The 13758-nt window shown below is 71.1% G+C and carries 17 protein-coding genes and 1 riboswitch; of the genes, 9 read left to right on the top strand and 8 right to left on the bottom strand.

Translation table 11 applies throughout. The features are described from left to right. Positions 1–17: 17 nt before the first annotated feature. Positions 18–743 carry a TetR/AcrR family transcriptional regulator C-terminal domain-containing protein gene (locus tag F4560_RS18710; RefSeq protein ID WP_184921719.1) on the bottom strand — a complete coding sequence of 242 codons (726 nt, stop codon included), beginning with the start codon at positions 741–743 and terminating at the stop codon, positions 18–20. A gap of 88 nt (positions 744–831) precedes the next feature. On the opposite strand from F4560_RS18710, the gene F4560_RS18715 reads away from it, so the two are divergent. From F4560_RS18715 to F4560_RS18730, 4 genes are all read left to right on the top strand, one after another. Beyond that, positions 832–2022, top strand: coding sequence for an FAD-dependent monooxygenase (locus F4560_RS18715; RefSeq protein ID WP_184921721.1), 1191 nt, complete (start codon positions 832–834; stop codon positions 2020–2022). A gap of 58 nt (positions 2023–2080) precedes the next feature. Then, positions 2081–2947, top strand: coding sequence for a RecB family exonuclease (locus F4560_RS18720; protein ID WP_184921723.1), 867 nt, complete (start codon positions 2081–2083; stop codon positions 2945–2947). Next, the gene (locus tag F4560_RS18725) at positions 2948–3724 is read left to right on the top strand and encodes a thioesterase family protein (protein WP_184921725.1); all 777 of its coding nucleotides are present in this window, start codon (positions 2948–2950) and stop codon (positions 3722–3724) included. A 175-nt stretch (positions 3725–3899) separates the two neighbouring features. Next, a complete protein-coding gene (locus tag F4560_RS18730) occupies positions 3900–4526 on the top strand; it encodes a phosphoribosyltransferase (RefSeq protein WP_184921727.1) in 627 nt (208 codons plus the stop codon). 40 nt (positions 4527–4566) lie between these two features. Here F4560_RS18730 and F4560_RS18735 read toward each other — a convergent pair whose 3' ends face one another. From F4560_RS18735 to F4560_RS18745, 3 genes are all read right to left on the bottom strand, one after another. After that, entirely contained in the window at positions 4567–4854 is a 288-nt protein-coding gene (locus F4560_RS18735; RefSeq protein ID WP_184921729.1) for an antibiotic biosynthesis monooxygenase family protein, read from the bottom strand. After that, complete coding sequence (locus tag F4560_RS18740; RefSeq protein WP_033434999.1) at positions 4851–5114, bottom strand: phosphoribosyl-ATP diphosphatase; 264 nt, start codon at positions 5112–5114, stop codon at positions 4851–4853. The genes F4560_RS18735 and F4560_RS18740 overlap by 4 nt, the downstream gene beginning before the upstream one ends. 72 nt (positions 5115–5186) lie before the next feature. Continuing rightward, positions 5187–5624: an N-acetyltransferase gene (locus F4560_RS18745; protein ID WP_184921731.1), complete on the bottom strand. Its 438-nt coding sequence runs from the start codon at positions 5622–5624 to the stop codon at positions 5187–5189. Positions 5625–5706: 82 nt separating this feature from the next. Here F4560_RS18745 and F4560_RS18750 point away from each other — a divergent pair, with 82 nt between their 5' ends. Next, on the top strand, positions 5707–6897 hold the full coding sequence (locus F4560_RS18750) for a GNAT family N-acetyltransferase (RefSeq protein ID WP_184921733.1): 1191 nt from the start codon (positions 5707–5709) through the stop codon (positions 6895–6897). A gap of 21 nt (positions 6898–6918) precedes the next feature. Here F4560_RS18750 and F4560_RS18755 read toward each other — a convergent pair whose 3' ends face one another. From F4560_RS18755 to F4560_RS18765, 3 genes are all read right to left on the bottom strand, one after another. Continuing rightward, complete coding sequence (locus F4560_RS18755) at positions 6919–8286, bottom strand: prolyl oligopeptidase family serine peptidase (RefSeq protein WP_312869355.1); 1368 nt, start codon at positions 8284–8286, stop codon at positions 6919–6921. 112 nt (positions 8287–8398) lie between these two features. Then, positions 8399–9010 carry a winged helix-turn-helix domain-containing protein gene (locus tag F4560_RS18760; protein ID WP_184921737.1) on the bottom strand — a complete coding sequence of 204 codons (612 nt, stop codon included), beginning with the start codon at positions 9008–9010 and terminating at the stop codon, positions 8399–8401. A gap of 39 nt (positions 9011–9049) precedes the next feature. After that, the gene (locus F4560_RS18765; RefSeq protein ID WP_184921739.1) at positions 9050–9904 is read right to left on the bottom strand and encodes a LysE family transporter; all 855 of its coding nucleotides are present in this window, start codon (positions 9902–9904) and stop codon (positions 9050–9052) included. Positions 9905–9922: 18 nt separating this feature from the next. Here F4560_RS18765 and F4560_RS18770 point away from each other — a divergent pair, with 18 nt between their 5' ends. From F4560_RS18770 to F4560_RS18780, 3 genes are all read left to right on the top strand, one after another. Then, positions 9923–10612: a (2Fe-2S)-binding protein gene (locus tag F4560_RS18770; protein WP_184921741.1), complete on the top strand. Its 690-nt coding sequence runs from the start codon at positions 9923–9925 to the stop codon at positions 10610–10612. A 60-nt stretch (positions 10613–10672) separates the two neighbouring features. Next, positions 10673–10848: riboswitch (cobalamin riboswitch) on the top strand. Positions 10849–10884: 36 nt separating this feature from the next. After that, the gene (locus F4560_RS18775; protein WP_184921743.1) at positions 10885–11082 is read left to right on the top strand and encodes a CbtB domain-containing protein; all 198 of its coding nucleotides are present in this window, start codon (positions 10885–10887) and stop codon (positions 11080–11082) included. Continuing rightward, a complete protein-coding gene (locus F4560_RS18780) occupies positions 11073–11837 on the top strand; it encodes a CbtA family protein (RefSeq protein WP_312869356.1) in 765 nt (254 codons plus the stop codon). Before F4560_RS18775 ends, F4560_RS18780 begins: the two co-directional genes overlap by 10 nt. A gap of 101 nt (positions 11838–11938) precedes the next feature. On the opposite strand, the gene F4560_RS18785 is transcribed toward F4560_RS18780, so the two are convergent. Continuing rightward, on the bottom strand, positions 11939–12601 hold the full coding sequence (locus tag F4560_RS18785; RefSeq protein ID WP_184921745.1) for an HAD family hydrolase: 663 nt from the start codon (positions 12599–12601) through the stop codon (positions 11939–11941). A 236-nt stretch (positions 12602–12837) separates the two neighbouring features. Here F4560_RS18785 and F4560_RS18790 point away from each other — a divergent pair, with 236 nt between their 5' ends. Continuing rightward, positions 12838–13734: a PAC2 family protein gene (locus tag F4560_RS18790; protein WP_184921747.1), complete on the top strand. Its 897-nt coding sequence runs from the start codon at positions 12838–12840 to the stop codon at positions 13732–13734. The last annotated feature ends 24 nt before the right edge of the window (positions 13735–13758 follow it).

Here is a 13758-nt window from a genome sequence, read left to right on the forward strand (position 1 = left end):
CTAGGTGCAGGCGTGTATCAGCGGCGTGTTGGATCGCCGCTGCTCCGCGCGTGTCCGACCCTGGCGCGGAGGCCGTCCAGGATGAGGTCGAGGCCGAAGTCGAGCGCCTCGTCCTGATCTCCCCCGGCCATCGACTCCGCCAGCGCCGCCTTGGTGTGCGGGTAGCGGTCCCCGCGCTGGAACACGACCTCCGCCAGGACCGCGCCGAACTGCGCTCCCGTGTCACCGCCCGGCGTCTTCGCCACCTGCTGGGCCAGGGCGCGGACGTGCCCGGCGAGCACGGCCAGCACGTCCATCCGTTCGGCGCCGGCCAGGCCCGTGCCGTCGAGGACGGCGAGCGCGGCTTCCATCCAGGCCAGCTCGTTGGGGCCGACGACGTGCGGACCCGTGGTGACCTCCAGGACCCAGGGGTGCCGCAGGAAACCGGGCAGGAGCGCCAGCGCCCACGTTCGGAGCCGGTCGCACCAGTCGCCGTCGTGGAGGTCTTCGGGCGGTGTGCCCATGGCCAGGTCGGCCATGAGCGCGACCAGCTCAGACTTCCCGGGCACGTAGCGGTAGAGGGACATCTTCGTGAAGCCGAGGTCGGCGGCGACGCGCTGCATGGAGACGGCGGCGAGCCCCTCGGCGTCGGCGATCGCGATGCCGGTCCGGGCGATGAGTTCGTGGCTGAGCGCGGGCTTGGGGCCGCGGCGAGGGCCCGGAGGGTCGCCCCACAGCAGTTCGAAGGTGCCCGCCGTGTCCATCGCGACCTCCGGTGTTGCCCACGCCAAAGAACTGTGTCTACAGTACACAGAAGTAATTGCTTCCAGTGGACACAGTTCAGGAGTGACGATGTCGAACAAGCGGGTCCTCGTCTCCGGCGCGAGCGTCGCGGGACCGGCCGTGGCCTATTGGCTGGGGCGTCACGGCTTCGAGCCGACCGTCGTGGAGATCGCTCCCGCGCTGCGCAAGGGCGGTGCGGCGGTGGACTTCCGCGGTGAGGCGCACATGACCGTGCTGGAACGCATGGGCGTGCTCGGCCGGCTGCGTGAGATCCAGACCGGTGGCAGCCCGATGACGTTCGTCGACGAGGAGGGGCGCACGGTGCTCCACCTGCCGGCGGACTTCGCGGGCGGCGAGTTGGAGGTGCTGCGTTCGGACCTCTCGCGGGTGCTGTACGAGCACGGCAGAGGTGTGGCGGAGTACGTGTTCGGTGATTCCGTCGTCGGGCTGACCGAGACGCCGGGCGGGGTCGACGTGACGTTCGCTTCCGGTGTCGAGCGGACGTTCGACCTGGTCATCGGGGCGGACGGCATCCACTCGGGCGTGCGCGGTCTCGTCTTCGGGCCGGAGGAGCGGTTCGTCAGCCACCTCGGGTACTACGTCGCCGGCTGGGACCTGCCCGACGGCTTCGGCGTGCCGTCCGGGTCGGTGAAGTCCGGGTCGGTGAACTACAACGTGCCGGGGCGGCTGGTCTCCACCAGCGGCGACGGGGGCCGGGCGAGTGCGTTCGTGGCTTTCCGGTCGCCTCTGCTGCGGTACGACCGGCGTGACGTGGCGCAGCAGCGCAGGTTGATCACCGACGCGTTCGGCGGGTTGGGCTGGGAGACGCCCCGGCTGCTGGCGTCGCTGGAGCACACGACGGAGATGTACTTCGACTCGATCAGCCGGGCGGATGTCCCGACGTGGTCACGGGGGCGCGTCGCGCTGGTCGGGGATGCCGCTTGCGGCGCCACCATCGGCGGTATGGGCACGGGCACGGCCATCGTCGGCGCGTACGTGCTGGCCGGTGAACTGGCCGCTTCGGATGGGGATCATGGGGCTGCGTTCCGGCGGTACGAGCACGTCATGCGCGACTACGCCGAACGGTGCCAGAAGGGCGGCGACCGGGCGGGCAAGTTCCTGGCGCCGCCGAGTCGGTTCGCCTTGCGGATGCGCAACGGGCTGCTGGGCAACCGGTTCCTGCTGGACCTGATGCTCAAAGCGGGCAAGGACATCACGAACAAGATCGAGCTCAAGGACTACGTGAAGGCCTCCGCATAGGCCGGTCCGCACTGCAAATAAACGATCTTGTCGGGGGGTTGGCCTATGGTTCTGGGCCATGGCAGTGCCGACGATCACCGAGCGCCCTGTTCGCAGGCCAGCGCTGTCGCCCTCCCGCGCGGGCGACTTCAAGCAGTGCCCGCTGCTCTACCGCTTCCGCGCCGTCGACCGGCTGCCCGAGAAGCCGACGAGGGCGCAGGTGCGCGGCACGGTGGTGCACGCGGTCTTGGAGGACTTGTTCGGCCTGCCCGCCGCCGAACGGCTGCCGGAGACGGCACGCGCGCTGGTCGGTCCGGCTTGGGAGCGGGTGCGGGCCGAGCGGCCGGAGTTCGCGGAGCTGTTCGCCGAGGGCGATCCGGAGCAGGACGAGTGGCTGGCGTCGGCGGAAGGTCTGCTGGACGGCTACTTCGGCCTGGAGGACCCGCGCCGGTTCGACGCGGACGCCCGTGAGCTGCTGGTCGAGTGGGAGCTGCCGTCGGGTGTGCTGCTGCGCGGGTACGTCGACCGGGTGGACGTGGCGCCGACCGGCGAGATCCGGGTGGTCGACTACAAGACGGGCGCCGCGCCGCGCGAGGTCGGCGAGGCCAAGGCGTTGTTCCAGATGAAGTTCTACGCGCTCGTGCTCTGGCGGCTGCGTGGTGTCGTGCCGCGCCAGCTGCGGCTGATGTACCTGGCCGACCGGCAGGCGTTGGCCTACCAGCCGGACGAGGCCGAGCTGACCCGGTTCGAGCGCACGCTGGAGGCGATCTGGGACGCCATCCTGCGCGCGGCGAAGTCCGGCGACTTCCGGCCCAACCCGAGCCGGCTGTGCGACTACTGCGACCACAAGGCGCTGTGCCCGGCGTTCGAGGGCACACCGCCGCCGTACCCGGGCTGGCCCGAGCCGGACGCGGGTGTGGAGACCGTGTTGGACCGGGCGGACTAGATGGACGCCTTCTACGAGCGGCTGGACGACGACAGGTTCGCCTCGACCGGGCACACCTCCGGGCCGTGGAGCAGCGAGAGCCAGCACCTGGGGCCGCCGTCGGCGCTGCTGGTGCGGGCGTTGGAGCGGTGCGCGCCGCGGCCGGAGACGATGCTGTCGCGGGTGACGTTCGAGGTGCTGGGGCCGGTGCCGGTGGCTGAGCTGACCGTGACGGCGTCGGTCGACCGGCCGGGGCGTTCGGTGGAGCTGCTGGCGGCGGAGTTGGCGCACGAGGGCCGGCCGGTGCTGCGGGCGCGGGCATGGCGGATCGTCACCGGTGACACGACGGCGGTGACGACCGGCCAGGGTGAGCCGTTGGCGTCGCCGCACGGTTGCGCGCCGATGGCCGTCCCGGAGCACTGGCGGGTCGGCGGCTACCTGACCGCGATGGAGTGGCGTGCGGTCAGCGGCGGCATCTTCACACCGGGGGACGGGGCGGTGTGGGCGCGGCCGGTCGTGCGCGTGGTGGCGGGTGAGGAGCCGAGTGCGGTGCAGCGCCTGTTCACGGTGGCGGACTCGGCGAGCGGCGTGTCGAGCCGGGTGGACATCCGCGAGTGGTACTCGATCAACACCGATCTGACCGTCCACCTGCACAGGGAGCCGGTCGGCGAGTGGTACGGGCTGGACGCGCAGACCGTGATCGGGCCGTCCGGGGTCGGCGTGGCGACGAGCGTGCTGCATGACGAGCAGGGGCCGGTGGGGCGGACGACGCAGTCGCTCTTCGTGCGGAAACGGTAGGGGGCCGCCCTGGTCGAACTGGTCGGACTGGGCCGCTCCAGTCGTACTGGCCGCTCCAGTCGTACTGGTCGCTGCGGTCGTACTGGTCGCCGCGGTCGCCCTGGTCGCCGCGGTCGCTCCGGTCGCACTGGTCGCACTGGTCGCAGATCGCGCCCGACGCGCGCACCATGGAGGTGTGAGGTTCACAGACCGTTCCGAAGCCGGCCGGGTGCTCGCGCGGACGCTGGCCGGCGAGTCCTGGACCGACCCGCTAGTGCTCGGCCTCGCGCGCGGCGGGGTGCCGGTGGCTGCGGAGGTCGCCTCGGCGCTGGGCGGTGAGCTGGGCGTGGCCGTGGCACGCAAGATCGGCGCGCCCGGTCAGCCGGAGTTCGGCGTCGGCGCCGTCACCGCCGGTGGCGATCCGATCTTCAACGAGGAGGCCATGACCGCCCTCGGCCTCACCCCCGAGGACATGGCCGACACCTGCGAGGCGGAGCGGCGTGAGGCCCAGCGGCGGCTGGACCTGTACGGGAACGGCCCGATGCGGCTCGAAGACCGTGACGTCCTGGTCGTGGACGACGGCCTGGCCACCGGCGTCACCGCCCGTGCCGCGCTGCGCGAAGCACGTGGCCAGAACCCCCGTCGCCTGGTGCTGGCGGTGCCCGTGGGCGCGGCGGACTCGGTGCGGGCGTTGAGCGCCGACGCCGACCTGGTGGTGTGCCCGCACCCGCGCACCGACTTCCGCGCGGTCGGCCGGTTTTACCAGCACTTCGACCAGACCACCGACGACCAGGTCATCGAACTGCTGAACCGACAGCACTGACGGCCGTTCAGGGCTGCAGCCGTTCAGAGCTGACGGTCGTTCAGGGCTCGCGGTAGTGCTCGACGGTCGGGAACGGGTCGTAGAAGTGGTGCAGCAGCGCCTTCCAACGCGGGTACAGCGGCCCCTGGCGGAACCCGACCGTGTGGTCCTCCAGCCGTTCCCACCCCACCAGCAGCAGGTACCGGGACGGCTGCTCGACCGAACGCCGCAGGTCCAGCGAGACGAACCCGGGCGACTGCGCGATGAGCCCGCGCGCCTCCCCGAACGCCCGCTCGAAGTCCGCCTCCAGACCGGGGCGGACGTCGAGCGTGGCGACTTCCAGGATCACAGGTGCTTGTACACGTCTTCGAGGGTCAGACCGCGGCCGAGCATGAGCACCTGCACGCGGTACAGCAGCTGGGAGACCTCTTCGGCCAGGCGCTCGTCGGACTCGTGCTCGGCGGCGATCCAGACCTCGCCGGCCTCCTCCAACACCTTCTTGCCCTGCGCATGCACCCCGGCCTCCAAGGCCGCGGCGGTGGCGGAGCCCTCAGGGCGGGTGCGTGCGCGTTCGCTCAGCTCGGCGAACAGCTCGTCGAAGGTCTTCACGGGGTCTGATCCTCGCATCCTCCGAACGGCCGCAGGCAGGCAGACCCCCGGTTCCGCCACCCACGGCGGGCACTAGATCCCGTAACGCGGGCTCGTGAACGGCCACACCTCGGCGATCCACTTCGGCACGAACGCGTCCAGCGCGCGCTCCAGGTCCGTGTCCACGTACTCGTCCACGACCCACCACGAGATCAGCGCGTCCTCGGCGGGGTCGATGTAGACGCAGCCCAGCAGCTCGGTCTCGTCCGCGTTGAACAGGGCGTAGTTGAACGACTCGTGCGCGTTCTGCTCACGCTCGTGCCGCGCGAGGTCGACGCGGTCCTGCTCGTGGGTCATGTGGGCGGGCGGCCAACCCCACTGCTCGCCGTACAGCGACCAGAGCCGCTCCCGCGAGCCCATCACGGCCGGGTAGTCGATGTCCACATCGGACTCGCGGATGGGCCGCAGGTGGTGACCGTCGTCGAGCGGGACGTGGGTCGGGTGGGCGAAGTCAGCGGGAAGCCACGGCATGGGCGGAGTCTGCGGTGACGTGAGCCGGAACGCCACCGAAAATCCGATGGCGCGACCCGCGGCGCCCCGAGACACTGCCTGGATGACCGATGGCGGGATGACCGACGGGCTGGTGCTGCGGACCGCGCGACCGGCGGACCTGGACCAGATCGGCGCCCTGCTGACCGACCGGGGTGAACCGGCGGACGCGATCGACCACCGCCTGGTGGTCGAGGACCCGGACGCGGGCTGGGAGGCGTGCGCGGTCGTCGTGGACGGCGACAAGGTCGTGTCCACCGCGACCCTGCTGGACGAGACGCTGGTGTTGAACGGTCTGGAGATCCCCGCAGGCCAGGTCGAACTTGTGGCGACCGACCGTGCGTACGAGGGCCGTGGGCTGGTGCGCGCGTTGATGGCGTGGGCGCACGAACGGTCGGCCGCGCGCGGTCAGCTGGTGAACGTGATGCTCGGCATCCCCTATTTCTACCGCCTGTTCGGCTACACCTACGCGATCCCGATCTCGGCCACGCGGCCGGTGACGAGCCTGCCGGACGGCTCCGGCCACAACCTGCGTGAGGCGACGGCGGACGACATCCCGGCGATGGCCCGCCTCCAGGATGCCGTGCAGGCACCGGCCGACCTGCGGATGCCGCACTCCCCTGGCCTGTGGCGGTGGCTGGTGGCGCGGGACGGCAGCACGGAGTGGCTGGTCGAGCGGAACGGCGTGCCGGTGGCGGCCGGGCGAACCACCCCGCCGGACGAGGGCGTCCGGCTGTGCGAGGTGGCGGCCGTGGACGAAGCCGCCGCGCACGCGCTGCTCGCGTTGACGGAGGCCACCGAGGTGAACGAGCGGCCGGGCACGGTCGCGGGCGAGGCGCTGGAGCCGTTCCTGGGGCCCGCGCCGGAAGACGCGAGCTCCTACTACGTGCGGATCGGCGACCCGGTCGCGTTGCTGGAGCACCTGCGGCCGGTGTTCGGGCGGCGGTTGGCGGACGGTGGTTTCGGTGATCAGGAGGGCGAGGCGGTCGTCTCGTTCTACCGCTCGCACGTGCGGCTGCCGTTCAAGGCGGGTGAGGTCGGGCCGGTCGTGTCGGGCGGCACCATGCAGGCTCCAGGCGCGGCGGGAGGTGCGGGTGTGGCGCCGGACCTGCTGGCATCGCTGCTGTTCGGCCCGCACGGCCTCAAGGGCCTGACCGCGCGGGAACCGGACGTCTACCCCGGCCCGAACGCCGACTTGATGCACACCTTGTTCCCGCCGGTGCGCGGCGACCTGATGACGTTCTACATCCCTTGACGTGCTTGCCGGGCGACTTCCTCAGACCGTGAGCAGGCCCCAGTACGCCGCCCACGGCAGGAAAACGACCCCACCGGCGGTCAGCACGGCCAGGCGCGGAGTTGGCCGCTGCCTGCGCCACCCGGCGATGACGAGTGCTGTCGCAACCAGCACGCCCACGGCGGTGAGCTGGAGCAGCAGCCACGGAAGCGGCCTGCCCAGCACGCTCGACCGCACGTCCGTCGCTCCACTTTGGACGATGGAGAACAGGTAGGTCAGCGCGCCGAGCACGGTCGCGATTCCGCCCACCGCCAGGCAGCGGGCCAGCCAGCGCACCGGTGTCGGGCTGCGGCGGCCACGCAACCGTCGCACTGCTGCTGCTACCGGGTAGGCCAGGAATGCCAGCAGCATCAGGATTACCCCGATCGTGTGCAGCCACGGGGATTCGTGCCAGGCGAGCGGTGTGACGGGCTCGCTGTGGACGGGTTGGTCCGGTGGCGCGTCGGCGGAGGCGTGCGGCGGACCGGCGGCGAGGTCGTTGATCCACGACGTCATGAGGTCGACGTAGCCGGGCGCGAAGTCCGCCGTGCCGTCGTCGAAGCCGTTCGTGCTGCGGCGCATGTTGTGGTCCGCGTTCGGGACGACCCGCAGCGTGTAGTGCGTGTTGCCGCCTTGGTCGAGGGATTGACGGAAGGTCGTCAGGCTCTCCCCCGGCGCGGTCGAGCGGTCGTGCTGGGCGAACACGCCGAGCAGTGGCTGGTCCACTCCCGTCAGGGTCGTTGCGGGGTCATAGGCCGTGTCGCCGAACAAGCCGGCGGCGTCCAGCATGCGGCTGACGTTATGTCCGAGCGGGCCGATCAGTCGGGTGTTGACGCCCGCGTGCGCCAGGTGTGCGTGGTTGCTCCACAGTTGGGTGCGGGCGGCGTCCATTCCGCTTGCTGCGACCGTGACCACGAAGGCGACGTCGTTCGAGCGCGACGCGGCCAGCGGCACGACCCAGCCGCCCTGGCTGTGGCCCCACAACCCCACCAGGGACGGGTCGACTCCCGGTCGGGTTCGCAGTAGGCGGACTCCGGCCAGCGCGTCGTCTGCGAGGTCGCCGAACGTGCTTGTCGCCCTTGAGTAGCCGGGGGCCTTGTCGTAGATCAGCGCGGTGATCCCGGCTCGGGCGAATGCCTCGGCCTCACGCCGGTAGTCGTCGCGGTGGGTGGATCCGGCGCCGGCGACGATGACCACGGCTGGGCCGTTGGCGTCGGGTGGGGCTATGACCGTGCCGTGCAGGGTGTGGTCGCCGCTGGCGAAGGTGACGTCGGTGGTGGTCGGGCCGGCGGGTTCGGCGGTGGCGGGCAGCGGTAGCAGCGCGCTGGCGACGGCCAGGATGAGAACGGCCGATTTGTGTGCGGGCAGCACGAAATGCTCTCCTGTCGGAGGAAGTGCGGTGACTTGGTGCTCGCCCGGTGGGCGAGGTGTGACGACTTCCATGCCCGGGCCGTCGAGTTGCCGCTCGGCGGTCCGGGGTCGGCTATGCGGTGTGCGTGGTGTCGTCCTCCGGATCGGTGGTGGTCCCGGGGTCGGTGTCAGGGTCGGGGTCGGGGAAGGCCACGAACCGCGTCTGCACGGTCCGCGCGCCGTCCGGAATCCGGTTGGCAGGCCGCTGGTACTTCTTCAGCAGCGTCAGGTAGTCCTCGAAGAACGCGGCCAGTTCGCCGGGCGTGACCTGGATGGAGCCGCGCGAGAAGGGCACGGCGTCCGACCACACGCCGAGTTCGTGGCGCACCGCGTCGAACCGGGCGAACATCTCCAGGTCTTCGGCGAGCCAGAGTCGTTGGAGGTCGTCGATCGTGGACCGCATCTCCGGGTCCTGCTCGCCGCGCCGGTCGAACCGCACGTCCCGGCGGACGTGCCGCCACCAGCGCTCACGTCCGCGTGCGCGCTCGGGAACCTCTTCGACCAAGCCGTGTTTGGCGAGGATCCGGAGGTTGTAGCTGGTGCCGCCGGTGGTCACGCCGAGCCGTTCGGCGAGCACGGTCGACGTCGCCTCGCCGAGGAGTTCCAACTCCCGGAGCATGCGTTGCCGCAACGGGTTCGCCATCGCCTTGGCGAGCCCGAGATCGGCCCTGACTGGTTCCGACATGGTGCACGATAACCCGTGCATCACTTCTCGTGCAACTGCTCAGCCCGTTCGCAGGTCGCCCGTGAACTCGACGCCCATCACGATGCCGACGAGTACGAGCAGCCCTCCCGCGCAGGCGAGCGCGCGCCGGTAGCCGGTGTCCCCCAGCCGACTGCGCCCGCGTGCGACGAGCAGTGCGATCACGATCTTGCCGCCGACCAGGGTCGCGTAGAACCCGATCAGCAGCGCCGCGCCCGCGCCGGCCGACTCGCGCCAAGTGGTGATGATCAGCGGCCCCAACGCCGTCGCCCAAGCGATCCACGGATGCGGACTAAGCAGATTGACCACCACCGCCCGCTTCAGGGCACCGGAATTGTCAGACCCCGTCGGTAGAATCGAATTCAGGGGTCCCCTTGGCGGCGACCCCTGCAAAGCCCGGCCTCCGGCCGCATCTCCCCCAGCGACGCCGCTCACGGCCGCATCTCGCCCAGCCGCGTCTACGCGGGCAGCGTTCTCGTCAGCCGGGCGCGTGGTACCGCCACTGACCGGATCGTCGGCAACGGCGGTTTCAGCGGCGTTCTGAGTGGCGGTTTCGGCGGCGAATTCGTCTGCCGGGCGCGCGGTGGCGGTGCCTAGTGAGGCCGATCGTGCCTCCCGGACCGTCTGCACGCCGCTCCACACCACGAACACCGCGCCCACCACCCCGAGCACGCCCAGCGCCCGCCCCGGCAGCCGGTCCAGCAGGAGCAGCGTCACCAGCACCACGACCGCGTCCGACAACAGCGGCGCGCAGGCGGTCAGCACACCGGCCATCCGGCCCGAGCGCAAAGCCGACGTCACCACCAGCACCAACAGCGGGCCGGGGCTGATGCTCGCGGCCAAGCCGAGGGTCAGTCCCAACCCCAGTGCGTCCACAGCGGCAGACTAGGACACGTGTCCGAGTTCGCCCGAGTCCTGACCACCCTGCGGCAGATCCGCGGCCTGAGCCCGTTCTTCGTCCTGGACGTCGGTCGGCCCACCGACGGCGACCGGCCCGACAGCGACCGGCCCGACAGCGGCTGGCACGACGGCGAAGACCTGCTGCACGGTCCCGCCCTGCCCGACGCGCTCGACCGGATCGCCACCCGGTACCGCACAACCGAACGGCGGGTCGCCGCGTCGCTGTTCTTCCTCAGCTACACCGCGCGGCTGCTCAGCCCGGTAGTTGCCGCCCGCGCGATCGACGGGGTCGCGCCGGACGTCCGACCTACCAACCTGTGGTGGCGCTACCGACCTGACGGCCTCCAAGTCCGGCTCAAGGACCCGCTCGCGGGCGTCGGCGTCGCCGAGTCGATGGAGCCGGTGGTCGAAGCGGTGCACGGGATCACGCCGGTGGCGCGCGGCCTGCTGTGGGGCAACGCGGCGTCGTCCATGGCGGGCGCGCTGCGCATGATCAGCCGCAGCGACATCACGGCGGACTGCGTTGCGCTCGGCGAGGAGTTGTTCGCCGATCCTCCGTTGAAGGGCACTGGCGAGTTCATCCCGTTCCCCGGCGAGGTCGTGTTCCGGCGACGCAGCTGCTGCCTGTACTACCGCCTCGACGGCGGCGGGACGTGCGGCGATTGCCCGCTGCCGCCCCGCTGACCGGCGGACGTGAGGAAACGACAACTCGTCTGGCCGGTTGTGCCCGGCCACGATCGACATCTACGGTTCGGGCGCCGCAGTGGACGGGAAGCCGGTGGGAATCCGGCGCGGTCCTCGCCACTGTGACCGGGGAGCCAACCCGCCGAGAACGTCACTGGTCGCGTGGAGCGGCTGGGAAGACGCGGGGACGGTGCTGATCCGGGAGTCAGGAGACCGGCTGCGGCGCGCGTTGTTGTTGACCTTCCACGAGGTATGGAGGAGGCCGTCCCGTCATGACGAGCCCCGCTCAGTCCCCCGCAGTTTCCGACAATCTGGTCATCCCCAAATGGGCCTACGCCATCGCACTGGTCGCGTTGACCGTGACGTGGGTGGTCCTCCAGGAGAACGGCGTCGCGCTCGGCCACGCCGCCGAGACCGTGCACGAGTTCTTCCACGACGGGCGCCACGCACTCGGCGTCCCGTGTCACTAGGGCTCGCCGAGATGCGGGCGAACGTGCCCACCTACAGAGGTCTGCTGCTCCGCGGTGTCGGTGCGGGCGCGGTGTCCGGGCTGCTCGCGGGCCTGGTCGGCGTGCTCGTGGTCGAAGCCCCGATTCGCGCGGCGCTGGCCGTCGAGCAGGCACGTCCGGTTGAGCCGGGTGGACACGAGCACGGCGAGCTGTTCAGCCGTGGCACGCAGGTGGTCGGCGGTGTGCTCGCCGCGGTCGTGGTGGGTGTCGCCGTCGGCGCGTTGTTCGCCACCGCGTACGCGGGATCACGGCGCTGGTTCGCGTCCAAGGCGCCGTTCGTGCGGGCGGTGACGTTGTCGGCGGCGGTGTTCGGCGCGGCGGCGTTGCTGCCCGCGGTGAAGTACCCGGCCAACCCGCCGGCCGTGGGCGACCCGAACACGGTGGAGTACCGGACGGTGCTCTACCTGGGGTTGATCGCGGCCGGGCTGCTGGTCGCGTTCGGGGCGAGCTACCTGGCGTCCCGGCTCGGGCACCTGGGCCAGCCCGTTCGCAGCACCGCCGTGGCGTTGGCCGTGGTGGCCGCGGTGATCGTGCTGCTGGTGGCGTTCCCGGCCACTCCGGACGCTGTTCCGGCGGACATGCCGGGCGGGGTGCTCTGGGACTTCCGGTTGGCGTCGCTGGCCGAGACGGCCACGTTGTGGCTCGGCCTCGGCGTGGTGTTCGGCCTGCTGGTGGACCCGGCCGCGCGCCGCGTCCCCGTGTCACCCACCCCCTGACCGCGAGTCGTCCACCCGGACACTCCGAACGCCACGTTCGTGGACGTCTCGCCGGACGCGAGCGTGGAGTTCGGGGTACCGGAGTGGACGACTCGCGGAGTTCAGTGGGGAAGGAGCGAGGCGAGGGTCTTGTGGTCCACGCCTACCAGGGACTCGCGGAACACGCGCCGCTCGCCTTCGAGGACCGGGAGGTCGCAGGGGACGACCAGGACCGTGCAGCCCGCGGCGACGGCGGCGGTGGTGCCGGTCGGCGAGTCCTCGACGGCCACGCACCGGGTCGGGTCGACGTCGAGCAGGCGGGCCGCCTTCAGGTACGGCTCGGGCAGCGGCTTGTTCAGGCCGTCGACCTCGTCACCGCACACCGTGACGTCGAACAGGTCCCGCCCGATCGTCTCCAGCGCGACCTCGGTCAACTGCCGTTCGGTCGACGTCACCAGCGCCATCGGCACACCGGCGTCCCGCACCGCCCGCAACGCCTCACGCGCGCCAGGCCGCCACGGCAACCCGGCCCGGAACACCTCCTCGGTGCGCCGCTGGATCCACGCCGCGCCGTCCGCGATGTCGCCGTCCCGCGGCGTGATGCCGACCTCGGTGAACAGCAACGCCATGGTCGTGGCCACGTTCGACCCGACCATCGCGTGCCGCGTCTCCAGCGACAGCGTGCCGCCCAGCTTCTCGGCGAACTCGTAGAGCGGGATGTCCCACAGCTTCTCCGAGTCCAGCAGCGTGCCGTCCATGTCCCACAGCACGGCCTCGACCGTCATGCGCACCTTCCCCCAGTGATCACGCGTTGAACGATTGGGTGAATCGGCCCCGAACGTGTTGGTCTCCACCGTGTCCGCGCCGGCTGCCGGTAGTCGCGGGGGTGCACCTGGGGCACGACATCGGGCCTGGTCACGTTGAGGGTCGGCCGGCACGCCCCGAAAAGGGGGCGTGACACGATCCGACATGCGCCAAGCCTACGGCGTCGGGTCTGCGGCAGTGGTCGTAGTCTGACGCCGTGACCGATCCGGACGAGGCCGCCCAGACCCCCTTCGACCCCAGCAAACCGCTCACCAATCCGATCATGGTGGCGGCGTTCGAGGGGTGGAACGATGCTGGCGACGCCGCCAGCACGGCGATCGAGCACCTGCAACTCACGTGGGACGCGACGCCCTTGGCGGAGATCGATCCGGATGACTACTACGACTTCCAGGTGACTCGGCCCACAGTCCGACTGGTGGACGGCATCACCCGACGGGTTGAATTCCCGACCACCAGGCTGTCGGTCTGCCGGCCGCCCGGGTCGTCCACCGACGTGGTGCTGGTGCACGGGATAGAGCCGAACATGCGGTGGCGGAAGTTCGCCGCCGAACTGCTGGGGCACATCGAGGACCTGGGCGTGACCACCGTGGTCACGTTGGGTGCGCTGCTGATGGACACGCCGCACACGCGGCCGGTGCCCGTGACGGGGACGGCGTACGACGCGGCGGCGGCGGCGAAGTTCGGGCTGGAGCGGTCCCGGTACGAGGGGCCCACGGGGATCGTGGGTGTCTTCCAGGACCTGTGCGTGCAGGCGGGGGTGCCGGCGATCTCGTTCTGGGCCGCCGTGCCGCACTACGTGTCCCAGCCTCCGTCGCCGAAGGCCACGCTGGCCCTGCTGCACCGGGTGGAAGAGGTGCTGGACGTCGAGGTGCCGCTCGGTGCGCTGCCGGAGCAGGCGGAGGAGTGGGAGCGCACGGTCAGCGAGATGGCCGATGAGGATGAGGACGTGCGCAACTACGTGCGGGCGCTGGAGGAGCGCGGGGACGCGGAGATCCAGATCACCGAGGCCAGTGGTGACGCCATCGCGGCCGAGTTCGAGCGGTACTTGCGGCGACGTGGGCGCGGGCCGGGGCGCGGGCCGACCGGTATGTGAACCGACGCCAGCCGGTCGAACGCC

Origin of the sequence: Saccharothrix ecbatanensis, from assembly GCF_014205015.1 — a bacterium.
Classification (GTDB): Bacteria; Actinomycetota; Actinomycetes; order Mycobacteriales; family Pseudonocardiaceae; genus Actinosynnema; species Actinosynnema ecbatanense.

What these genes read in the sequence shown, in the direction of transcription:
- F4560_RS18710 (WP_184921719.1), bottom strand. Translation starts at nt 743, where the DNA reads ATGGACACGGCGGGCACCTTCGAACTGCTGTGGGGCGACCCTCCGGGC.
- F4560_RS18715 (WP_184921721.1), top strand. Translation starts at nt 832, where the DNA reads ATGTCGAACAAGCGGGTCCTCGTCTCCGGCGCGAGCGTCGCGGGACCG.
- F4560_RS18745 (WP_184921731.1), bottom strand. Translation starts at nt 5,624, where the DNA reads ATGCCGTGGCTTCCCGCTGACTTCGCCCACCCGACCCACGTCCCGCTC.
- F4560_RS18760 (WP_184921737.1), bottom strand. Translation starts at nt 9,010, where the DNA reads ATGTCGGAACCAGTCAGGGCCGATCTCGGGCTCGCCAAGGCGATGGCG.
- F4560_RS18725 (WP_184921725.1), top strand. Translation starts at nt 2,948, where the DNA reads ATGGACGCCTTCTACGAGCGGCTGGACGACGACAGGTTCGCCTCGACC.
- F4560_RS18720 (WP_184921723.1), top strand. Translation starts at nt 2,081, where the DNA reads ATGGCAGTGCCGACGATCACCGAGCGCCCTGTTCGCAGGCCAGCGCTG.
- F4560_RS18785 (WP_184921745.1), bottom strand. Translation starts at nt 12,601, where the DNA reads ATGACGGTCGAGGCCGTGCTGTGGGACATGGACGGCACGCTGCTGGAC.
- F4560_RS18750 (WP_184921733.1), top strand. Translation starts at nt 5,707, where the DNA reads ATGACCGATGGCGGGATGACCGACGGGCTGGTGCTGCGGACCGCGCGA.
- F4560_RS18775 (WP_184921743.1), top strand. Translation starts at nt 10,885, where the DNA reads ATGACGAGCCCCGCTCAGTCCCCCGCAGTTTCCGACAATCTGGTCATC.